The sequence below is a fragment of the Streptomyces sp. Root1304 genome (genome assembly GCF_001426405.1).
GTDB lineage: Bacteria > Actinomycetota > Actinomycetes > Streptomycetales > Streptomycetaceae > Streptomyces.
In genome coordinates this window covers 160,253-182,156 of record NZ_LMEP01000023.1, presented here as the reverse complement: position 1 = coordinate 182,156, position 21,904 = coordinate 160,253, and the positions used below count along the sequence as shown (strand labels likewise).

General features: G+C 74.8%; 14 protein-coding genes. 9 read left to right on the top strand and 5 right to left on the bottom strand.

Annotated features, from left to right (window positions below):
* From ASD33_RS23035 to ASD33_RS23005, 7 genes are read left to right on the top strand one after another with little or no spacing between them, the layout of a single operon-like run.
* The gene (locus tag ASD33_RS23035; RefSeq protein WP_056563681.1) at positions 1-1,467 is read left to right on the top strand and encodes a glycosyltransferase family 4 protein; all 1,467 of its coding nucleotides are present in this window, start codon (positions 1-3) and stop codon (positions 1,465-1,467) included.
* A complete protein-coding gene (locus ASD33_RS23030) occupies positions 1,464-3,944 on the top strand; it encodes a hypothetical protein (protein WP_056563678.1) in 2,481 nt (826 codons plus the stop codon). Before ASD33_RS23035 ends, ASD33_RS23030 begins: the two co-directional genes overlap by 4 nt.
* Positions 3,941-5,821: a glycosyltransferase family 4 protein gene (locus ASD33_RS23025; RefSeq protein ID WP_056563675.1), complete on the top strand. Its 1,881-nt coding sequence runs from the start codon at positions 3,941-3,943 to the stop codon at positions 5,819-5,821. The genes ASD33_RS23030 and ASD33_RS23025 overlap by 4 nt, the downstream gene beginning before the upstream one ends.
* Complete coding sequence (locus tag ASD33_RS23020; protein ID WP_056563673.1) at positions 5,803-6,675, top strand: PIG-L family deacetylase; 873 nt, start codon at positions 5,803-5,805, stop codon at positions 6,673-6,675. The genes ASD33_RS23025 and ASD33_RS23020 overlap by 19 nt, the downstream gene beginning before the upstream one ends.
* Entirely contained in the window at positions 6,672-8,357 is a 1,686-nt protein-coding gene (locus ASD33_RS23015; protein ID WP_056563668.1) for a phospholipid carrier-dependent glycosyltransferase, read from the top strand. The genes ASD33_RS23020 and ASD33_RS23015 overlap by 4 nt, the downstream gene beginning before the upstream one ends.
* Complete coding sequence (locus ASD33_RS23010; RefSeq protein ID WP_056563664.1) at positions 8,344-9,435, top strand: glycosyltransferase family 4 protein; 1,092 nt, start codon at positions 8,344-8,346, stop codon at positions 9,433-9,435. The genes ASD33_RS23015 and ASD33_RS23010 overlap by 14 nt, the downstream gene beginning before the upstream one ends.
* Positions 9,432-10,724, top strand: a complete 1,293-nt coding sequence (locus ASD33_RS23005) for a beta-galactosidase (RefSeq protein WP_056563661.1) — start codon at positions 9,432-9,434, stop codon at positions 10,722-10,724. Before ASD33_RS23010 ends, ASD33_RS23005 begins: the two co-directional genes overlap by 4 nt.
* 18 nt (positions 10,725-10,742) lie before the next feature.
* On the opposite strand, the gene ASD33_RS23000 is transcribed toward ASD33_RS23005, so the two are convergent.
* The 5 genes from ASD33_RS23000 to ASD33_RS22980 all read right to left on the bottom strand — a co-directional run bounded on the left by ASD33_RS23000 (position 10,743) and on the right by ASD33_RS22980 (position 18,645).
* A complete protein-coding gene (locus tag ASD33_RS23000) occupies positions 10,743-11,471 on the bottom strand; it encodes a hypothetical protein (RefSeq protein WP_056564542.1) in 729 nt (242 codons plus the stop codon).
* Between the two features lie 83 nt (positions 11,472-11,554).
* Positions 11,555-16,180: an aminotransferase class I/II-fold pyridoxal phosphate-dependent enzyme gene (locus ASD33_RS22995; RefSeq protein WP_242427230.1), complete on the bottom strand. Its 4,626-nt coding sequence runs from the start codon at positions 16,178-16,180 to the stop codon at positions 11,555-11,557.
* 201 nt (positions 16,181-16,381) lie between these two features.
* Positions 16,382-17,416, bottom strand: coding sequence for a LacI family DNA-binding transcriptional regulator (locus tag ASD33_RS22990; RefSeq protein ID WP_056563658.1), 1,035 nt, complete (start codon positions 17,414-17,416; stop codon positions 16,382-16,384).
* A 92-nt stretch (positions 17,417-17,508) separates the two neighbouring features.
* The gene (locus ASD33_RS22985) at positions 17,509-17,838 is read right to left on the bottom strand and encodes a putative quinol monooxygenase (RefSeq protein WP_056563655.1); all 330 of its coding nucleotides are present in this window, start codon (positions 17,836-17,838) and stop codon (positions 17,509-17,511) included.
* A 45-nt stretch (positions 17,839-17,883) separates the two neighbouring features.
* A complete protein-coding gene (locus tag ASD33_RS22980) occupies positions 17,884-18,645 on the bottom strand; it encodes an IclR family transcriptional regulator C-terminal domain-containing protein (protein ID WP_056563653.1) in 762 nt (253 codons plus the stop codon).
* A 286-nt stretch (positions 18,646-18,931) separates the two neighbouring features.
* Between ASD33_RS22980 and ASD33_RS22975 the strand changes: the two genes are divergently transcribed.
* Positions 18,932-20,671 carry a VanW family protein gene (locus tag ASD33_RS22975; RefSeq protein ID WP_079044960.1) on the top strand — a complete coding sequence of 580 codons (1,740 nt, stop codon included), beginning with the start codon at positions 18,932-18,934 and terminating at the stop codon, positions 20,669-20,671.
* Positions 20,672-20,821: 150 nt separating this feature from the next.
* Positions 20,822-21,853: a serine hydrolase domain-containing protein gene (locus tag ASD33_RS22970; RefSeq protein ID WP_056563651.1), complete on the top strand. Its 1,032-nt coding sequence runs from the start codon at positions 20,822-20,824 to the stop codon at positions 21,851-21,853.
* The last annotated feature ends 51 nt before the right edge of the window (positions 21,854-21,904 follow it).

Genomic DNA, 21,904 nt, shown 5'->3' with positions numbered 1-21,904 from the left:
GTGACCGCACTCGACCGGCTCGCCCGTACCGACCTCGCCTTCCTCAACTGGCGCGACCCCGCGCACCCCGACGCGGGCGGAGCCGAGGCGTACTGCTGGGAGATCGCCCGGCGGTTCGCGGCGGCCGGAGCCCACGTCACCCTCGTCTCGTCGCGGTACCCCGGCTCGCGTGCCCGTGAGTACCGCGACGGGATCCTCGTCGTACGCGCCGGCGGGACCTTCGGCGTGTACGCGACGGCCGCGGCGCACCTGCTGCGGAACCGTCACGCGTACGACGCCGTGGTCGACTTCCAGAACGGGATCCCGTTCTTCTCGCCGCTGTTCACGCCCCGGTGGACCGCCGACATCTGCGTCATCCACCACGTCCACCAGCACCAGTTCGACACCCGGTTCCGGTGGCCGATGAACACGGTGGGTCGGGTCCTGGAGAAGCAGGTCAGCCGGCGGGTCTACCGGGGGCGGCCGGTGGTCGTCGTGTCGCCGTCCACCCGGGAGGGCGCCCGGCGCGAACTCGGCTTCGGCAACCCGATCCACATCGTGCCCAACGGGCGCCCCGACCCCACGCTCACCACGCCCTCCGGACGCCGCTCCGCGACCCCGGCGCTGACCGTGGTCAGCCGGCTCGTGCCGCAGAAGCGGGTCGACCTGATCCTCCGGGCCGTGCCCGGACTGCTGCGGCGGACGCCGGAGCTGCGCGTCGACCTCTGCGGGGACGGGCCGGAGGGCGAGTCGCTGCGGAAGCTCGCCGCCGGGCTCGGCATCGGGTCCGCCGTCGTCTTCCACGGTCATGTCTCCGAGGAGCGCAAGCAGGAGCTGTTCCACCGGGCGTGGCTGACGGTCGTGCCCTCGGTGGCCGAGGGCTGGGGACTCGCCGTCATCGAGGCGAACGCCGTCGGCACTCCCGCGCTCGCCTTCGACGTGCCGGGGCTGCGGGACGCGATCCGGCCGGGCGTCAACGGCTGGCTCCTCGCCCCCGGGACGGACCTGGCGGCCGGGATCGCCGAGGCCCTGGACGCCCTGGCGACGCCGGAGGCGCGGGACCTCACGGCGGCCCGCTGCCGCGCCTGGGCGGCGGCCTTCTCCTGGGACGCCAGCGCCGAACGGCTCGCCCAGGTCGTCCTGGAGGACCTCCAGCGCATCCACCGCCACCGGCGCTCCCGCCGCTGTGCGAGCGACCTGTCCGTCGTCACCCGCTTCACCTCGCCGGACCCCGACGCCACCGAACGGGCGGTGCGGAGTTCGCTGCGCGAGACCGATGTCTGGCACCGGGAGGGCGATGCCTTCCGGCTGCTGCTCCACGGCTGCGACGAGGTACGGGCGTGGAACGCGCTGAGCCGCCTCGACGTGGCCGAGGCCGCCGTCGCGAGGGCCCGCATCACCCTGGCCAACGGCCACGACGTGCTGCTCGGCGCGGCCGGATCCGACGAGGGCGCCACGCCGGGCCCCTCGGGCGGACGGCCGTCATGACCGCCGCCGCCGAGCGCCTCGCTCCCCTGCCGCGCACCGCTCACCCGGACGAGGTCACGGCGGTCCACGGCGCGCGCTGGATCGCGACCGCGGTGGTCCTGGTCGGCGCCCTCAACTACGCGTACACCCTGGTCCTCACCCGGCTGCTGGACGTCGGCGAGTACGCCACCTTCGCGGCAGGACAGGGGCTCGTCGTGTGCGCCTCGGCCGTGGCCGTGGTCACCGTGCCCTGGATGCTGGCGCAGGCCCTCGCACGGGCCCGTTCGGACGCCGAACGCGGCGACGCCGTGCGGTTCGCCTTCGTCACCGCCGTCGCGGGCGGCTCCGTCGCCGCGGTCGTGGTGGGCTGTGTCGCGGCGGGCTTCGCGGGCGCGGCGACCACGCTGGTGGTCGCGGGCAGCACCCTCGCCGTCTATGTCACCCGGGTCAGCGCGGGCTGGCTCCAGGGCACCGAGCGGCTGCGGACGCTGGCGGTGCTCACCGCCGTGGAGGCCGGGCTCAAGTTCGCCGTCGGACTGTTCCTCGTCACCACCCTCGGACTCGGCGAGACGGGCGCCCTCGCGGCCTTCGGGATCGCCGTCCTGCCGTACGTCCTCTTCCGGCCGCGCCGGTTCCCCGGCGTGCCCCGCCGCCCCTGGCGGACCCTGACCGCCGACCGCGAGCTGTGGCGCCGCGCGGCGGGCGTCGCCTCGCTCCAGGGCGTGGTGGCGCTGCTCGCGGCCGTGGACATCGTGCTCGTCGCGATCCTGCCCACCGACCGTGCGGCGGCGGCCAGTTACCAGGCGGCGGTGATGCTGGGACGGGTGCCGCTCTTCCTGGCCGGCGCCGTGTCGATCGCCTTCCTGCCCGCGCTGTCGCGGCGGCGGGCGGGCGATCCGCTGACGGCGAGCGCGCTGCGGATGTACCTGACGGTGGCACTGCCGCTGACCGTGGTGGCCGCGACCGTGCCCGGCGATCTGATCACCCGGGTCTTCCCGGCCGGCTACACGATGGTCTCCACCCTGATGGCCTGCACGGCGACGTCGGGGCTCGCGCTCGGCGCGCTCGCCCTGCTCGTGACCTTCGCGCAGGCGGTCAACGACTACGCGTGCCTGCGGACGCTGCTCGCCGGACTCGCCCTGTACGTCACGGGCCTGGCCTGCGGCTGGACCGCGGCCGGAGTGCTCGGAATGGCGGTCGGCGGGCTGTGCGGAACGGTCGGGGCCCTGGTCCTGCTCGCCGTACGGCACGGCCGACAGCACGGATTCGGCGTGGCGGACCGGCCGTTCGGCCGGGTCGTCCTGCCGCTCCTCGCCCTCGCCGGCGGCCTCGCGCTGCTCCGCCCGTACACCGTCGCCTGGTTCGCCGCCGCGGTGACGATCACGGTGGTCGCGCTGTGGCGCTTCTTCGGCCGGCGGCGCGGTCCGGCCCCCGGGCCGGAACCCGAGGGCGGCGAAGGAAAGGAGACCGACGTGAACGGCGACGACACGATCCCGCCGGGCGACGGCACGGAGCCCGCGGCGGCCCCGTGGCCGGCGCCGTCCGGGACACCAGGGGCTCGGGCCGCGGCCCACGACGAGCGTTCCGTGCCGCTTCTCGTCGACGCCGTGTGGCGGGGCCGGGTCCGGCCCGCCGGTGACGAGGAGCTGCTCGGAGCGCTGGCCGCGGCCCGGCGCAATCAGGTGGAGGGCCGACTGGCCCGCGCGTACCCCCGTCAGCTGGGCGCCGCCCTCACCGAGGTGGAGCGCGCGACGGCCCTGTTCCGGCGGAACCTCGTCGAGTCCACGCGGCTGCTGCGGGCGGCGGGCATCCCGACCGTCCTGATCAAGGCGGACCTGGCCGGGGACTACGTGTACGGCAACTTCGACCTGGTGGTGCCGCCGGGCCGGCTGGGCGCGGCACAGGCCGCCCTGACCGGCTGGTACACGCACCGGGAGACGTACTGGCTGGAGCGGACGAGCAAGGTCCTCCTGGAACCCCCGACCGGCCCGGCGGCGCATCTGCACGGTTCGGTGTCGTGGTTCGGGGTGCAGGTGGTGCCGACCGAGAAGCTGTTCGCCCGCGCGGGACGGCCCGAGGACGCGAACGGCCGGACGAACGGCTGTGCCTGGCTGATGCCGTGTCCCTCCGACCGGCTGCGGATCTGGCTCGCGCACGCGCTCTTCCAGAACCTCACCCTCGACCTGTCCGAACTCCTCGCCCTGCGGGCCCTCCTGCGCCCCGACATCCTGGCGGAGGCCAGCCGGGAGGCCGCCCGCGAGGGCTGGAGCACGGGCGGGCACGAGGCGCTCGCCACCGCCGTGGAGGCGATGGCGCGCCTGGACCGGGGCGAGCCCGTCCCGCTCCCCGTACCGCTGCGCGTACGGACCTCCCTGCGGGTGGGCGCCGAACACACCGGCCACCTGCTGGGCGAGCGACGGCTGCGGGCCGCGACCCGTGAGGCGTCCCTCCGGGTGCCGCTCGTGGTGACGAAGAGACTGCGGAGGCGGGTGCCATGACCACCAGGGGTGCCGGACGCACCACCACGGGCACCGGGAACGGGCCGCGGCGGCCCCTGCTCGTCGCCGTCTCCGGACCCGACGGCTCGGGCAAGTCCTCGCTGGTCGGCCGGCTGACGACGCTGCTCGACGCACGCGGTCTGACCGTCGTCAGCACCCACTGCTACGGCTGCTTCCTGTGCCGCCGGTTCGTCGTTCCGCCTCGGCTGGGAGAAGCGGGGGAACCGGCGGGGGGCGGGTGGGCACGGCGCGCCGGGGATCCCGAGCGCCGGGGATCCCGGCTGCGCCGCGCCCACGCGTTCCTCGACGCGGGCGAACTCGCCGCCCGGATCGCGGCCGCCGAGCTGCTCGCCCGTACGCGCGCGCGTGCCCGCGGCCGGCGGGCGGTGGTCGTGACGGACCGGGGCCCGCTGGACGGCCTGGTGAAGTTCGACCTGCCCGAGACCTCGCGGGCGGCGCACGTCTACCGCCGGATCGCCGCACGCTACCGGCTGACCCTGCTCGTGCAGACCGGCCCCGACACCCTCCGCGGCCGGGGCTGGGAGGAGGTCGCCGGGCCCCCGACGGCCTGGTGGAGCCGGTACCGGAACTGGTCGCGACGGCTCTCGCGGATCGTGCGGATCGACGGCGAGCGGCCCCCGTCCCTGGTGGCGGCGACGGCCCTCGACCGGATCCTGGAAGCGGAACGGGACCGGGACCGGACCCCCGAGGAGTCCGGGAGTCCCGCCCGGCGGCACGTGGTGCTGTCCAGTTACGACGACGCGGAGAACCCCGCCTACCGAGGCGGCGGCGCCCTGGTGATCTGCAAGGTGGCCCGGCGGCTCGCCGAGGACTACCGGGTGACCGTGGTGACGGCGGGCCGCAGCGGCGGCTCGGGGGAACGCGACGGCATCCGGTACGTCCGGCTGCCGGTGGGCCGCGCCGGACCGCGCGCCGGGCAGGTGCTGTTCCTCGCGATGCTGCCGTTCGTGGCCCGCCGCATCCCGCACGACCTGTGGCTGGAGAGCTTCACTCCCCCGTTCTCGACGAGCTTCCTGCCGCTGACCGGCGGCGCCCCCGTCGTCGGCATCGACCAGGGCCGCAGCGCGGAGGCCCTGTGGCGCCGCTACCACATCCCGTTCTTCCTGGTCGAACGGCTGGGACTGCGCTGCTACCGGCACATCGTGGTGATGAACACGGCCGACGGCGCGGTGGTCCGCCGCCTCAGCCCCCGCGCCGACGTCCAGGTCATCGCCAACGGCGTGGAGCCGCGCGAGCTCGACGAGACCGACCTCGGCTCCGGGCAGTTCATCCTCTTCCTGGGCCGGATCGACACCTGGACCAAGGGCCTCGACCTGCTGCTCGACGCGTACGGGCGCGCCGCGCCACCGCTCGACCTGCTCATCGCGGGCAGTGGCACCCCGGCGGAGGAACGCCGGCTGGCCGCGCTCCTCGCCGCCCGCCGGCACGGGCCCCGGCCCCGGATCCACTGGGTGGGGTACGTCGAGGAGGACCGCAAGCGGCAACTCCTGCGCGACAGCGCGTTCCTGGCCATGCCGTCCCGGCACGAGACCTTCGGCCTGGTGGCCCTCGAAGCCATGTCGTACGGCAAGCCGGTCCTCCACTTCGACCTGCCCGCGCTGCGCTGGATGCGCGACGGCGGCGACGTCGCCGTACCGCCCTTCGACGTCGCGGCGCTCGCGGAACGGATGAACGAGCTGGCCACCGACGCGGCGCTCCGCCGCCGGCTCGGCCGGCGCTCCGGGCTCGCCGCCCGGCGGTACACCTGGGACGAGATGACGGGCCGCTACCTGGCCCTGGCCCACCGGCTTCTGGACACTCCGGCCGGCCCTCGCCGGCCGAGGAAGAGGGGTGCGTCATGGCAGACGACCCGCTGACCGGATTCGTACGGACCGTCATCGGATCGGGCGTCCCGGTCCTGGTGCTCTCGCCGCACCTCGACGACGCCGTGCTGTCCTGCGGCGGGCTGCTCGGCTGGGCGGGGCGGCGGGCGCCCGTGACCGTCGCCACGCTGTTCACCCGGGCCGCGCCACCGCCGTACACCCTCTCCGCCCGCCAGTACCTCAAGCAGACCGGCGCCGAGGACGCGGAGTGCCTCTTCGCCGAGCGGCGGGCGGAGGACCGGCGGGTCCTGGAGCGGCTGGACGTCCGCTGGCGTCACGTCGGCCTGGTCGACGGTCTCTTCCGGCGGATGCCCCGGCCCCGGCCGGGCACGGAGCGCCTCTCGCGGCTGCTGCCCGAGCTGACGCACGTCTACCCGACGTACCGCCTGCACCTCGCCCGCGGCCGGGTCTCCGGGCACGACGACGGAACCCTGCGCGCGGTCGGGGCGACCGTCGACGCCCTGCTGCCGGGCACCACCGGCGGGCTCGTCCTCGCGCCGCTCGGCGTGGGCGGGCACGCCGACCACGTCCTGGTGCGCACCGCCGCCGAGCGCTGCGGGCGCCGGGTCGTGTACTACAGCGACTTCCCGTACGACCAGCACGCGCACCCCGACCCGGGGTTCACCGGCCGGCACCGGCTCGTGGCCCACACCTGGGAGCGGGGCCTCGACCGCAAGGCGGAGCTGATCCGCGGCTACCGGACGCAGGCGGACGCCCTGTTCCCCGGGGGCCGCATCCCGCGCGCGCCCGAGGTGTACCTGCTGCCCGAGTCCGGTCCCTGGACCGCGGATCCGGGCCGCGCGCGGGCCCCCGGCCGCGGGCTCCACACCGCCGGAGGTGTGTCATGACCGTCGAGCGCACCGCACCCGTGGCCGTCGGGGCCGGGCCGGCGGCGCCGGAACCCACCCCGCGTCCGCGCCGGCGCGTCCGGCGCGGCCCCCTCCCCACGTACGTCTACGCGGTCCTGGCCGCCGTGCTCACCACGGTCCTGCGCCTCCTGGAGATCAGCCGCGCCGGGGACCTGTTCGTCGACGAGCCGATCTACCGCAGGCTCGGGGAGAGTGCCGCCGCGGGCGGCTTCCCCGGGAACGACGAGGGGCTGTTCTTCCTCCACCCGCCCGGCTACTTCTATCTGGAGGCCGGCTGGACGAAGGTGGTCGGGGAGCACGCCGACGTCATCGCGGGCGTGCACTCCTCCCGGGTGCTCAACGCCCTGCTCGCCGGGGTCACCGCCGCCCTGCTGGTCTTCCTGGTGGCGCGCGTCCGCTCGCGCGGCGCGGGCGCCGTCGCCGCCCTGGTCTTCGCCCTGGACCAGTTCTGCATCCGCCAGAACGACCGGGTGCTGCTCGAAACGGCCACGATGATGTGGGTCCTCGCGGGCATGCTGGTCCTGGTGGGGCTCACCCGCCCCGACCCGCCCACCCGGCCCCGGGCGCGGGCCGTGCTCGCCGGACTGTTCTTCGGACTCGCGATCCTGACGAAGGACCACGCGGTGCTGATCGCCGTGCTGCCGCTGCTCGCCGCCCTCGCCCTCGGCTGGGGTCCACCCCGCCGGCTGGTCGCCCTGACCGCCTCGGTGACCGTCGCCGCATACGCCGTGTACGTGGCCCTGGTGGCCGGGTTCGGGCACATGGACGCCTTCTGGGAGGCGAAGACCTCCGGTGTGCGGCGGCTCCTCGGGATCGTGCAGGAGACCGGGTTCAACGCCGCGGGCACGCCCTCCCTCTCGGGCCGGCTCGTCGCCGAACTCCCCGGCTACGCGAGCACGTACCTGCTGCTCGCGCTCACCCCGGTGGCCCTCGTGCTGCTGCTGCGCCACCGGGAACCGGTGTACCGGCTGCTGACCCTCTTCCACATCGCGGCGATCCTCACCCTCGGGTACGCGCTCGCCATCGGCACCCTGGAGGAGCAGGCGCTCTATCTGCTGTTCGTGCCGAACCTGGTGGCGCTCGCCGTCACCCTGCCGGTGCCGTCCCGCCACCGGCGCGGGCTGCGCCTGGTGGCGTGCGGCGCCCTCGTCGCGCTGCTCGCCGCCCCCGCCGCGGTCTACGCCCACGACCGCTGGACGCCCGACGACGGCTTCGCCCGGCTCCGGGCGTATCTGCTCACCCACGTGCCGGCGGGCAGCGGCATCGTCACCGTGGACGGCGAGCGGACCCGGGGCGTGACCACCTGGGCGCTGGAGGACACCTACCGCCTAGGCCACTGGGTCACTCCCGCGGAGCGGACGGCGAACGACGCCGGGTACCTCATCGTGCCCTGGCGGGTCATCCAGCAGGGGTACGGGCGTTCCTCGGTCGCGGAGGTGCGCGGGCTGACGGACGGGCTGCGGCCGCTGTTCGTGTTCCACGGGCCCACGTACGGCACCCTCGCCCTGTACCGGCTCCCCGCGCCGCTGCCGGGACCGGACCTGACGGAACTCGCCGTGCCGGGCTCCGCCGTGACGGGGCCGCTGCTCCCGGCGCCCGGTCCGACGGCGGGGCCGCTGCCGGCGCCGCCGGTGACGGAGGCGGGCGATGCGTCGCGCTGACCGGCCCCGTGTCCTGCTCCTGACCAGCAGTCCGCTGGACGGGGCGGAGGGCTGTGACGTGCGGCTCGCCTCCGACGTCCTCGGCGCCCTGCCGGACGTGGACTTCGTCTGGTTCTCCCAGTGGCCGCGCCGCCGCCAGGCGCCGCCGACGCGCGGGCGGCCGGTCCGGCTGCTCTCCCGCGACGGCGTGCCGCACGTGCCCGAGCGGGTGCAGTCCGCGCTCCTCGGGGCCGTGTTCGCCCGCCGGGTCGACCTGGTGCACGCCTTCCTGACGATCGGCCGCACCTTCCCCGCGTTCTCGTGGCTGCGCCCGCTGCTGCTCGGCGGGCGGCCGGTGGTCCACACGGTGCCCGGGGTGATGGACAACCGCTTCCTGGCCCGCACCCGGCCGCTGGGGACCACGATCGCCCTCTCCGAATCCATGGCACGACGGCTGCGGGCAGCGGACTTCGGGGACGTGCGCGTCGTGCCGCCGATGATCGGCCTCGACGCGTGGCCGTATCTGCCGCGCCCCGAGGGCTTCCCGACGGTCCTGTTCGCCGGGCACCACGACCCGGACGGCGGGGCGGAGATCGCGATCGACGCGGCGGCGGAGGCCGTACGGGCCGGGGCGCGGTTCCGGCTGGTCCTCGCGATGCGCGGACGGCCCGGCCAGGACCCCGGCGCGCTCGACGAGGCACTGCGCGAGCGGGCCGGGGCCTCGGGCCTCACGGACTTCGAGGTACTCGGCTACGTCGACGACATGCACGCGCTCCTCGCCTCCGTCCATGTGCTGCTGTTCCCGCCCGCGGTGCTCGGCGGCAAGGCGGACATCCCGCTCACCGTGCTCCAGGCGCTCGCCTCGGGGCGGCCCGCGATCCTCAGCGACCTCCCGCAGTTCGCGGACTTCGGCCACGCGGTGCTGCGGGCTCCGGCCGGTGACGCCCGGCGCACGGGGCAGCAGCTGGCCTGGCTGCTCGACCAGCCGAGGTCCTGGGACGTGCTCGCGGAGCGGGGCCGCTCCCTCGTCGAGGAGCACTTCGGCCCCGAACGGTTCGCGGCCCGCTACGCGGCGCTCTACCGGGAGCTGCTGTCATGACGGGACGCAGGTGGTCGGGGCGCCGGGGCGGGGCGGCCGCTCTGGCGGTCCTCGCGGTCCTCCTGCTGCTCGTGGGGGCCTTCGGTGTGCTGCGGCACGGGAACCCGGGGCGGGAACCGGCCCCGGCGCCGGGCCCGTACTGGTACGGCACCCTCCAGACCGATCCCGACCGGGCGCGCACCGAGTTCGCGCACGGCATCCGGGTGGCGCACCTGCAGATCGACTGGGGGCGGCTCGAACCGGAGCAGGGCGTGTACGACGAGGGCTACGCGCGCGAGTTGCGGGCCCGGCTCGACTCCTTCCGGGCGGCGGGGCTGCGCGTCGAGGCGGGGCTCGGCCTCAACCATCCGCCGTCCTGGCTGCCGAACGCCTACCCCGAGTCGGTCTTCGTGAACCAGTTCGGCGAGCGGTCCACCGGCACCCCGAACATCGTGTTCAGCGAACCCGTGCGGGGGCAGGTCGCCGACTACGCGCGCGCGGTGGACCGGCTCATCGGGCTCGGCCACTTCTGGGCGATCCGGATCGGCGTCAACGAGAGCGGCGAGTTCGCCTATCCGTCGCCGCTGTCGGAGGGCGGCGGCCCCGGCGAGTTCTGGGCGTACGACAGTCACGCCCAGGAGAGCAGCCCGTATCCGGGATGGCGGCCCGGGGAGGCGATGTACCACGGGAAGCCGTTCACCCGTGAGCAGGTGACGCGCTGGTACGACTGGTACGCGGGGGCGCTGGCCGGGGGCGTGAACTGGCAGCTCGACCTGTACACCTCCCTCGGGTACACGGGGGAGCTCAAGGTCCTCGTGCCGGGGGCCGGTTTCTACCCCTCGGACCTGCGGGCGGCCGTCGACGGGCGGCTCACCGACGTGCCGTCGGTCCGGCTCGTGGCGCGGGGCGCCGGCTTCTTCCTGACGCTCCCCCTGATCGAGCACCGGGACACGGTGCGGATCGTCACGACGGCGCTCGTGGACGGCACGGGCGACCCCGTCGACAACGGCTGCTCGCCCGGCGACGCGCGCACGGACGTGACCGCGCCGGACGACGCGGCGGTGCGCGACTGGTCCTCGGCGCGGTGGGTGGCGGCGGTGGCCAGGAGCGCGGGCTTCACCCGGCTGGCCGGGGAGAGCGCGGGGCCGCAGGTGTCCCCGTACCGGCCGGGGGTGACGGAGACGGCGTTCCGGCAGATGGCGTCCTGCGGGCTCGAAGGCATGATGTGGGCCTTCGACCGGCAGCTGTACGACGGGACGCCGGGGTCCTCGCTGGCGGAGTACGCGGCCACGATCCGGCGCCACGCCTGAGGTGCGCCGGGGGCGGGATCACACGGGCCGTTCCGCGGCGAGGAGCAGGATGCCGGTGTCCCCGTACTCGGGCAGCGTCAGGTCCTTCGCCACCCGGGCGATCCGCAGCCCGGTCGTCCGGGGCGCGAACACGGCGCGCAGGTCGGCCTCGTCGACGGGGCAGGCGGGCCAGACCGGACCGGTGCCGATGCGGTAGCTCGGCATGCGTTCCATGAAGGCGGCGATCAGCCGGCCGCCCGGCCGGACCGCGCCGACGAACGCGGCGCAGAGGGCGGCGAACTCCTCGACGTCCTCGGTGACGCTCTCGGCGACGAAGTTCATCGAGGCCAGGTCGTAGGTGCCGGGGACGAGGTCGGCGGCGGTGCCGGGCACCACCCGCACCGGGCGGAGCGCCTCCGCGAGGGTGGCCGGGAGCGTGGGGACCAGGGAGCGGCACAGGGCGTAGAAGGGCTGCCAGCTCTCGTCGGGCCCCCGGTCGAGCTGGCGGCGGAGGTAGTCGGCGCCGGCGGCGCCCGGTTCGAGGGCGTCGACGCGGCGGCTCGCGGCGCCCGCGAGCATCAGCGGGTAGAGGTTCGGGCCCGCGCCGAGTTCGAGGGTGCGGTCCAGGCTGCCGGGGGCGTGGCGCCGGTAGACGGCGGCGTGGTGGCGGATGACGGCGATGTCGCAGGGGTGGAGCCGCCGGTAGTTCTCGGCGAGGTAGTCGGCGACGGGCCAGGCGTCCCAGTCGGCGTCGCGGTTGCGGCGCACCCGGGTCGCGGCCGCCGGGGGCGACGCACGGCGACCCCTCGCGTCACCGCCGTTCACGTCTCCGGCGTTCGCCTCGCCGCCGTTCACTTCTCCGCCGTCCGGCCGGCGGCGACGGGGCGGGCGGGGCGGAGCCGGAAGCGTCCGGCGAGTTCCGTGAGGACCTCGCAGAGCCGGTCGATCTCGGCGTCGGTGTTGGCCGCGGTGACCTGGATGCGGAAGCCCACGCGGTCGCGCGGGACGAGCGGGTAGGCGGCGAGCGTGACGTAGATGCCGTGCTTCCAGAGGAAGGCGGCGACGGCGTCGAGGTCGGCGGCGTCCGCGAGGGGGATCTCGACGATCGGCAGCCCGTCCGTGTTGGGGGTGGCGGCCCCGAGGCCCCGGACGTGGGCGAGGAGGCGGGCCGTCATGGCGTACAGCCGGGCCCTGATCTCGTCGCCGCGTTCCTCGTTGACGTCGAGTCCGGCAAGCGCGGTGGCGAGCGAGGCGGTCGGCGAGGGCCCCGAGTAGAGGTACGGGGCGGCCGCCACCTTCAGATGGTCCTTGAGCCACTTCGGGACGGCGAGGAAGGCGAGGAGCGAGGAGTACGCCTTGGAGAAGCCGCCGACGAGGACCAGGTCCTCGTAGGTCTCGCCGAGGTGGCGGACGATGCTGTTGCCTCGGGTGCCGTAGGGGCTGCTCTCTCCGGGGCTGCGCTCACCGATGACGCCGAAGCCGTGGGCGTCGTCGACGTACAGGAGGGCGCCGTTCTCCCGGCAGACGCGGGCCAGGCCGGGCAGGTCGGGGAAGTTGCCGGTCATGCTGTTGACGCCGTCCATGCAGACCAGCCGGCCGGCGTCGGCGGGCGCGCCGCGCAGCAGCGACGCCAGTTCCCCGGGCCGTTCCGCGTGGAAGCGGTGGATCTCGGCGCCCTGCCCCCGGGCGACGACGCAGCCGTCGTACACGGTGCGGTGGGCCTGCGCCTCGACGAAGACCTGCCCGGTGCCCGCGAGAACCGGGATCACCGACTGGTGGATGAGGGTGATGGTGGGCAGCAGCAGGGTGTCGGGGGCGCCGAGGAGTTCCGAGAGCCGCTCCTCGATCCGGGGGTAGAGCCGGGGGCTGCCGAGGAGACGGGACCAGCTGGGATGGGTGCCCCACCGTCTGACCTGCGGTTCGATCGAGGCGATGACCGTCGGGTCGAGGTCGAGGCCCAGGTAGTTGCAGGAGGCGAAGTCGACGAGCCAGTCGTCGCCGACCCGGATGCGGCGGCCGTCGATCTCGTCGATGACGGCGTCGCACATCCGGCTGGTGTGCTGGAGGTGCTCCAGGTCGCGCCAGCGGGAGGAGCGCGGAGGGTGCCGTACGGTGCCGGACGGGCGGACGGCGGCGCCGGCCGACGGGCGGGCGGGGCCCCTCGCCGACAGCCGGACGGAGGGCCGGACGGAGCCACCGACGCCGGCCGGGGGACGGACCGCGAGGCGCTCGGCACCGGACGGCGCGCGGTGCAGGTACGACTCCGCCTGGTGGGCGGTCATGGGCCGGGCGAAGAGATAGCCCTGCCCGTACCGGCAGCCCATCTCGGCCAGGAGCGCCCGCTGTTCCTCGTGCTCGATGCCCTCGGCGACGACCTGGAGTCCGAGTACGTCCGCGATGCGGACGATGCCCTCGACGAGCGCCACCTGCTGCGGGTCGGTGGTGATGTCGTCGATGAACGACTTGTCGACCTTGAGGACGTCGATGGGGAACTCGCGGAGGTAGCTCAGCGAGGAGAACCCGGTGCCGAAGTCGTCGATGGCGATGGAGACGCCGAGGTCCTTCAGGGCGGCCATGGTGGTCCGGATCTGGGCGTCCCTGCGCATGAGGACGGTCTCGGTGAGCTCCAGGACGAGCGAGCCCGGCGCGAGCCCCGAGGAGCGCAGGGTGCGCCGTACGCCCTCGAGGAAGCCGGGGTCGCGGAACTGGCGGGCGGAGACGTTGACGCTGGCGTACAGGGGGGCCCGGCCGGGGCGGGCGCGCTGCCAGCGGGCGATGTCGAGCGCGGCGTGTTCGAGGACCCAGGCGCCCAGCGGCATGATGTGGCCGCTCTCCTCGGCGAGGGCGATGAACTGGTCGGGCGGCACCAGGCCGCGCCGGGCGTGCGGCCAGCGGATCAGTGCTTCGAGACCGGCCGGGGCCCCGCCGCTGACCTCCACGATCGGCTGGTAGCGCAGGGCGAAGGCGTGGTCCGCGATGGCCGTGTCCATGCCCGCCTGGAGTTCGTGCCGGGCGACCAGCCGCGAGTGGAACTCCGGGTGGAAGAGCCGCCACCGCTTCTTGCCGGCGGCCTTGGCCGCGTACAGGGCGAGGTCGGCGTGGCCGAGGAGTTCCTCGGCGTGGGCGCTGTCGAGCACGGTCGCGATGCCGACGCTGGTCGAGACGGAGACCGCTCCGTCGGTCAGGTGGAACGGCTGGCTGAGGGTGTGCACGATCTCCGCCGCCAGTGCCTCGGCGTCGCGGGGTTCACGGGCGCCCTCGATGAGGACGGCGAACTCGTCGCCGCCGAGCCGGGCCGCGGTGTCGGTGAGCCGCAGCACGGAGGTGAGGCGGCGGGCGACGGCGACGAGGAGTTCGTCGCCGACGGAGTGCCCCATGGTGTCGTTGACGACCTTGAAGTCGTCGAGGTCGACGAAGAGCATGCAGGTCAGGGTGGATTCGCGGCGGCCCCGGAGCAGGGCGCGCTCGACCCGTTCGAGCAGGAGGACGCGGTTGGGGAGCCCGGTGAGGGAGTCGTGGAACGCCCGGTGGGTCAGTTCCCGTTCGAGTTTCCGCTGCTCGGTCACGTCCCGGAGGGTGAGGACGAGGCCGTGGACGGTGCGCTCGTCGCGCAGGTTGCTGCAGCGGACCTCGACCTCCAGATCGGCAGAGCCGCCGTGGAGCAGCTTCCAGTCGTCGCGGGCGTCGACGGCGCCCCGGGAGCGCGCGTCGGCGAGGACGCGGAGCGCGGCGGGTACGTCGGCGGGGGCGACGAGGTCGGTGAGCGGGGTGCCCTGGAGCAGGGAGCGGCCGAACATGCTCTCGGCGGAGGGGCTGGCGTAGCGGACGGTGTCGTCGTCGTCGACGATGAGGATGACGTCCGAGGTGTTGTGCACGAGGGTGCGGAAGTAGGCCTCGCTGGTACGGCGGTTGACCTCCTCGCTGAGCGCGAAGCGTTCGAGGGCCAGGGCCGCCTGGGAGGCGAGGGACTGGGCCGGTCCGGAGATCTCGGCGAGCTTCTTCTCGGGTCCCGCGAGGACCAGGACGCCGAGCAGCGGTTCGGCTCCCGCGGCGGCCTGGAGCCGCAGGGGGCAGAGCAGGGCGTACGGCTCGGGGGCGAGCTCCGCGGCGACGGCGGCGTCGAGCCGGGCCACGGGGACGAGCCGGGTGCCTCCGGCGACGGCCGCGGGCCAGGCGGGGCCGGGGGGCGGGGGCGGCCCGTCCGGCGGATCGAGGGGCGAGTCGCCGGCGGGTGCCCGGGGTGGTTCGGGCGTGGGCCTGGGCGGCTCGTCGGTGCCGTGGTGGGTCAGTTCCCCCGTACGGCAGCTCCAGGGGTGGCTCGCGGTGGCCACGGCGTTGAGGTCGCCCCGCCGGTCGCGGGTGAGGAGGAGGACCCGGTGGCCGGTGCCGGGGCCGAAGAGCGTCGCGGACGCCGTCTCCACGGCTCCGCCGACCTCGCGGGGGCTGAGGGCGGCGACGAGGGACGCGGCGGCGATCCGGAGACTGCGTTCGCGCGACTCGGACTTGCCGTGGTCGTTCATCATCCCCCAGAGCCGGGCGAGGACGAGGAGGAACATCAGCGCGGAGAAGATCGCGATGACGGCGATGTCCTCGTCCCGGTCCTGGTGCAGCGACTGGAGGAGGAGCAGGACGGGGGCGACGAGCGAGGCGCCGGCGAGCAGCGCGAGGCGCCGCTCGGCGACGCGCGGGGCGGGTTCGGGGGCGCGCTCGGTGAGCAGCGTCATCGAGGGGTGGAGGGCGGCCAGGCCCCAGGCGGTGAAGAAGACGACCCAGCCCAGGTCGAGGGGGGTGCCGACCTGCCAGGTGCCCTTGAGCTGGAGGGTGACGTAGATGACGTCCGAGGCGAGGATGCCGCAGGTGCCGAGGGTGAGGAGCTGTACGGACCGGGTTCTGAGGCCGCCGGGGACGAGGAGCCGGGCGAGCATCGCCAGCATCAGCACGTCGCCGAGCGGATAGGCGATGGAGATGGCCTTCTCGGTCCAGCTCATCTCCTCGCTCCGGGCGAGCGGGGTGATGAGGTAGACCCAGGAGAGGAGCGCGAGGCCCGAGGTGAGGATCAGCGCGTCGAGGACGACCCCGAGGTCACGGCCGACGGCCCGGTAGCGGATGAAGCCGAACAGGCCGACGGCGAAGAGGGGGTACGTCGCCAGGTACAGGGCGTCCGCGACGGAGGGGAAGGGCCGCGTCTGGCCGAAGAAGGCCTCCAGGGCGTTGTACGCGGTGTCGCCGCCGACGAAGGTGAGGTTGGCGGCGGCGAGCACGAGCCAGGGCCAGCGCCGGGACGGCTTGTGGAGGCGGATGCCGACGAGGATGGCGATGACGCCGCCGAGTCCGATGAGCGCCCACAGGGCGGTGTGGCGGGAGGGGTACCGCAGATAGGCGATCGTCAGGAGCACGACGGCCAGGACGTACAGCAGGGTCCACCGGCGCAGTGTCCCGGTCGCGGCGAGCGGCCGGTTCGGCTGGCGCAGCGGCATCGTCGACCCCCTTGCCGGGTCGGACGCCGTCGGGAGCGCCCTCGGTCGCGGACAGGGACCCCGTACGGTGTCCATTCTCCGGGGCCCCCGGGGCGGGTGCATCTCGGCGGCGATCTCGGGGACGTGCGCGGGGTGGTCCGGCGGCGGTCCCGTGCGCGGGGGTGGTCCCGTGGAGTCGTTCACCCGTCGGGCGAGGGGTCCTCAGGAGGAGGCGCGGACCACCAGTTCCGTCGGGAGCATCCGGCGGGGCTGCTCATCGGGGTCGCCGGGTGAGGCGATCTCCTGGAGCAGCAGCCGGGCCATGGTGCGGCCCATCTCCTCGATGGGCTGGCGGACGCTTGTCAGGGGCGGGTCCATGTGCCGGGCGACGGCCGAGTCGTCGACGCCGACGAGGGCCACGTCCTCGGGGACCCGGCGGCCCGCCTCGCGCAGCACTCCGCGCGCGCCCGCGGCCATCACGTCGGAGGCGGCGAAGACGGCGTCCAGGTCGGGCCTGCGGTCGAGGAGTTCGCGCATGGCGCGCCGGCCGCCCTCCTCGGTGAAGTCCCCGTCGGCGACGAGCCCGTCGTCGGGGACGAGTCCGGCTCCGGTCAGGCCTTCGCGGTAGCCGTCGAGGCGGCAGCGGGCCACGTACATGTCGAGGGGGCCGGTGATGGTGGCGATGGTGCGTCGGCCGCGCCCGGCGAGGTGGGCGACGGCGGTCCGGCCGGCGCCGGTGTTGTCGGAGTCGACGAAGGCGACGCGTTCGTCCTCGGTACGGCGGCCGTTGAGGACGGCGGGCAGGCCGAGGGCACGGACCTGGTCGGGCAGCGGGTCCTCGCCGTGCACGGAGACGAGGAGGACTCCGTCGACGCGCTGGGCGGCGAGGTACTGCTCGAAGCGCTGGCGCTCCTGCTCGCTGCGGATCAGGGTGAGCAGCAACTGCTTGTCGGCGTCGGCGAGTTCGCTGCTGACGCCACGGATGATGTCGAGGAAGTACGGCTCCGCGAAGAGCCGGGCCTCGGTCTCGGGGATCACCAGGGCGACGGCGTCGGTACGGCTGCCGGCCAGGGCGCGGGCGGCCCGGTTGGGGACGTAGCCGAGTTCGGCGACGGCCCGCTCGACGGCGGCCTTGGCCTGTTCGCTCACCCGGGGGGAGCCGTTGATGACCCGGGACACGGTGCCGCGACCGACTCCCGCCCTGGCCGCGACCTCCTCCAGGGTGGGCCTGCCGGTCTGCCGCCCGCTCGACGCCATGTGCCGCTTCTCCCCTCGGGCCGCCGCCCCGCCTGCGTGTGCGTGCGAACCTATCAGGCGGGACGGCGGGTCCAGGGGCCGTGGACGGTGGCTCAGACGCCGGTCGGGGCCAGCTCCGCCATGGCGCCCCAGCCCTGCTGCGGAACCTCGACGTTGATGATCTCGGGGGTGGTGGCGATGGCTCCGGCCATGGTCTCCAGACCGGCCTTGAAGTGTGCGGAGGCGACGTGGGCGGCGCCCGCCTCGGCGTCGGCGAAGGCCTCCAGGAGGACGAAGACGTTGGGGTCGTCGACGCTGCGGGACCAGTCGAAGAAGAGGTTGCCGGGCTCCTCGCGGGTGGCGCGGGTGAAGTCCCCGACCAGGTCGAGCCAGCGGTCGGCGTGGTCGGGGCGGGCGGTGAATCGGACGGCGATGAAGATCATGGGTCCAGCGTGCGGTTCTTCGGCGGGCGCCGCCAGCCGGTCCCCTCAGGATTCCGGCAGGGCCGGAAAGTCCGGTACGGCGCGGGCGAGGGCCGCCCGGACGGCGCCCTGCCGCCGGCCGAAGTCGGCGGTCGGCAGCGAGACGGAGAGCGCGTGCACGATGCCGTCGCCGCGCTCGGGCAGGGCCACGGCGAGACAGGTGTACGCGAGGTCGGCCTCGCCCACCGACACGGCGAAGCCCTGCCCGCGCACCCGCTCGGCCTCGGCCTCGAAGCGCTCGGCGCTGGTGATGGTGCGCTCGGTGAACCGTGCCATCCCGTGCTCCGCGAGATAGCGGCGGCGCAGCGGGCGCGGCAGGGCGGCGAGCAGGGCCTTGCCGTGGGCGGTGGCGTGCGCGCGGTCCTCGGGGCCGGGTACGAAGGGGTGGGCGGTGTCGGTGACCGGGGCGGTGGTGTCGACGACGGTGATCAGGCCGTCGCGGTACGCGGTGTGGTACGCCTCCGCGCCGGTGGCCCGGCGCAGCCGGCCGAGGAGTTCGCCGGTCCCGGCGCCGAGTCCGTGGTGCCGCTGGTGGGAGCGGTGCAGCGCCGGGACGCGGGGTCCCGGGGCGTACCCCTCGGCGGTGCGGACGAGGTAACCGCGGGCGAGGAGGGGTCCGGTGAGGTGGTACACGGTCGAGAGGGCGCAGCCGAGGTGCCGGGCCAGCGCCTTGGCCCCGACGGGCCGGTCGGCGTCGGCGACGGCGTCGAGGACGGCGAGGGCCCGGTCGACGGACCGGGGCCCGGAGCTCGGGGACGGATCAGGCACCGGTCCAGCTTAAGCGCGCGCCGCCGGGGCACCGGGCGGGAGCCCGCACGCGCGGCCGTCGGGCGCTCGCGGCCCGGCCGTAACGCCCTGAGGCCCGGCGCCCCGCGAGCGCACCCGCACCCCGGCGCATCCGCACACCCGCGCACCCGCACACCGCGTCGCACTCTCCGTGAGCCCGCCCTCCCCCTCCGTATCCCCGCAGGTCAAACCGGCCTTATGTGCATAAGACACTCTTTCGGCGTACCGTCGAGTGGTTCCCCCCATCCTCGACGCCACGGGAGAGCGTGTGCCCCGCTCCAGGACCGACCATGCCCCGACGCCCCGACAGGGGCGCCGTCCGCGTCTCCGGACGGCGGCCATCGCGACGGGTGTGGTCGCCGTCGCCGCGGGTGGCCTGTACGTCGCGGGGCTCTTCGCGACCGGCGACGACATATCCGCCGGCACCCGTGTCGACGGCGTGGACATCGGCGGCATGAGCCGGGCCGAGGCCCGGGCCAAGCTGGCCGCCGAGGCCCCGGCCTCCTGGAACGCCCCCATACCCGTGCGGGTCGGCGACAGCGCCACCAGCGTGGCGCCGGCCGCCGCCGGGCTCACCGTGGACCTGGCGAAGACCGCCGATCTGGCCGCCGATCCGGCCCGCGACCCGTTCACCGTCATCGGGCGGCTCTTCTCGTCCGGCGAGCGCGACATCCGGCCCGTCCTCGCGTACGACGCCGACAAGGCGAACGCCACCGTGTCGGCGCTGGCGAAGAAGAACGACCGGGCGGTACGCGAGGGGTCCGTCGCCTTCCGCGACGGCAAGGCCGTCGCGACGCACCCGGTGACGGGACAGAAGCTGGACACCGGGCAGGCCGTCGAGACGCTGCGCGCCGCCTACCCCGCCGCCGGCGCCGCCGCCGCGGTGAACCTGCCCGTCACGACGACCCAGCCGAAGCTGCCCGCGACCGAGGTGTCCCGCTTCCTCGACACGTACGCGAAGCCCGCCGTGTCCGGCCCGGTGACCCTCACCGCGGGCCAGGAGCGGCTGCGGATCTCCGCCGCGACCCTGAGCGACCACCTCACCGTGAAGACGGAGGACGGCCGGCTCACCCCCGCCCTCGACGCGGAGGCGCTGCTGCGCGACCCGGACGTGGCCCGGCCGCTCGCCTCGCTGACCGGCGCGCCCGTCGAGGCGAGCCTCGGGGTGCGGGACGGCAAGGTCGTGGTGGAGTCGGAGGGCCGGCCCGGGCACGAGGTGACCGCGAAGGCCCTCGGTGACGCCGTACGCCCGCTGCTCACCAAGTCCGGTGCCGCCGCGCGGACCGCGCCGGTGGCGACCACCGTCACCGAGCCCGAGCTGAGCGCGGACTCGCTGGCGCGGCTCGGCATCACCGAGCAGATGTCGACGTTCACGGTGAACTTCCCGAGCGCGCCGTACCGGACGACGAACATCGGCCGGGCGGCCGAGCTGATCAACGGCTCGATCGTGCAGCCGGGCGAGGTGTGGAGCTTCAACAGGACGGTCGGCGAGCGGACCGCGGACAACGGTTTCGTCGACGGCACGATGATCCTGGACGGCCAGTACCGGTCGGCGCCCGGCGGTGGCGTCTCGGCCATGGCCACCACCATGTTCAACGCCATGTTCTTCGCCGGGGTGAAGCCCGTGGAGTACGGCGCCCACTCCTTCTACATCGAGCGCTACCCGGCCGGCCGCGAGGCGACCGTCGCGTGGGGCTCGCTGGACCTGAAGTTCCGCAACGACACCGGCAAGCCCATCTACATCAAGGCGGGCGCGACCGACACCTCGGTCACGGTGAGCTTCCTGGGCACGAAGAAGTACGACTCCGTGGAGGCGGTCGCGGGACCGCGCACCAACCTCACGGAGCCCACGAAGCGCGAGGGCACCGGCGAGGCCTGTGTGCCGCAGCCGCCGCTCGAAGGCTTCGACATCTCGGTGGACCGGGTGTTCAAGAACGACGGCGCCGAGGTCAAGCGGGAGACCTTCAAGACCCACTACACGCCGCGCGACGAAGTGGTCTGCAAGTAACGCGGGCGCGTCCGCCGGGAGTACGGATCACGCCCGGCGGGGTCTTCCCGTGACGGAAGGGTGTCTTCCCGTACGGCCGGGGCATGACTCCGGAGCGCGGCCCGCCAGGCTCCCCGGGGCCCGCCCCCGCAGACCCGCCGGAGGCCCGCCTTGGCAGTGCGCAGCGATCCCTTCGAGCGGCTGCTCGGCGACGCGGCCCGCACGGGCGTGTATCCGGGCGCCGCGTGGGCCGTGGGTGACGCCCGGGGCATCCTGTCGGACGGAGCGGTCGGGCTCCTCGACCCGGCGCGCCCCGGGGAGCCGATGCGCCACGACACCCTGTTCGACGTCGCGAGCCTGACCAAGATCCTCGCCGTGTGGGCCGTGACGGGGACCCTCGTCGACGCCGGGAAGCTCGACCTCGCGGCCCCGCTCGGCTCCTACTGGCCCGAGGCGGCGGGGCGGCCCCTCGCCGGGGCCACGGCCCACCACCTCCTCACCCACACGGCGGGCATGCCGCTCCGCGCCAACCTCCGGCACCTGTACGGCTCGGACCCGCAGGACGTCAGGGACGGCGTCCTCGCGGAGCCGCTCCGGCACCGGCCGGGGGAAGCCGTCGCGTACACCGACCGGGCGGCGCTGGTCCTCGGCTACCTCGCCGAGCACCTCACCCGCACCCCGCTCCCCCGGCTCGCCGGGGAACGGGTCTGGGACCCGCTCACCATGCCGGAGACCCGGTACGGTCCGCTGCCCGCCGCGCTCGGGGAGCGCTGCGCCCCCACCGAGTACGACGAGGGGACCGGCGCGCCGCTCCGGGGCACCGTCCACGACTTCTCGGCCCGGCTCCTCGGCGGGGCCTGCGGGATCGCCGGGGTCTTCACCACCACCGCCGACATCGGCCGGTTCCTCCGCCATCTCCTCGCCCCGGCGCCCGGCACCTTCTCGGCGGACTGGACCGCCGTGTCGCTCCGCGTCCACACCGGCGAACTCGACCCGCCGCGCGGCCTGTTCTGGCATCCGGCGCCGGGCACGGTTCCGGCGGACGGCGTGTGGGCGCACTTCGGCTTCACGGGTACGGGGATGTGGGTGTCGCCGGCGCGCGGGCGCTGGGCGGTCCTGCTGACCAACCGGCTCCGCCTCACCCGGGACCCGGGTCCGCTGGCCCGGGTCAGGGACGCCTTCCGGGCGCTGGCCTTCCCGTGACCGCCGGGCGGAAACGAGGTGCCGTTCCCCGGCGACTCTGAGATTCTGCAC

Coding starts and splice junctions, on each gene's coding strand:
- ASD33_RS23030 (WP_056563678.1), top strand. CDS start 1,464: ATGACCGCCGCCGCCGAGCGCCTCGCTCCCCTGCCGCGCACCGCTCAC.
- ASD33_RS23005 (WP_056563661.1), top strand. CDS start 9,432: ATGACGGGACGCAGGTGGTCGGGGCGCCGGGGCGGGGCGGCCGCTCTG.
- ASD33_RS23025 (WP_056563675.1), top strand. CDS start 3,941: ATGACCACCAGGGGTGCCGGACGCACCACCACGGGCACCGGGAACGGG.
- ASD33_RS22985 (WP_056563655.1), bottom strand. CDS start 17,838: ATGATCTTCATCGCCGTCCGATTCACCGCCCGCCCCGACCACGCCGAC.
- ASD33_RS22995 (WP_242427230.1), bottom strand. CDS start 16,180: ATGCCGCTGCGCCAGCCGAACCGGCCGCTCGCCGCGACCGGGACACTG.
- ASD33_RS22990 (WP_056563658.1), bottom strand. CDS start 17,416: ATGGCGTCGAGCGGGCGGCAGACCGGCAGGCCCACCCTGGAGGAGGTC.
- ASD33_RS23010 (WP_056563664.1), top strand. CDS start 8,344: ATGCGTCGCGCTGACCGGCCCCGTGTCCTGCTCCTGACCAGCAGTCCG.
- ASD33_RS23020 (WP_056563673.1), top strand. CDS start 5,803: ATGGCAGACGACCCGCTGACCGGATTCGTACGGACCGTCATCGGATCG.
- ASD33_RS23015 (WP_056563668.1), top strand. CDS start 6,672: ATGACCGTCGAGCGCACCGCACCCGTGGCCGTCGGGGCCGGGCCGGCG.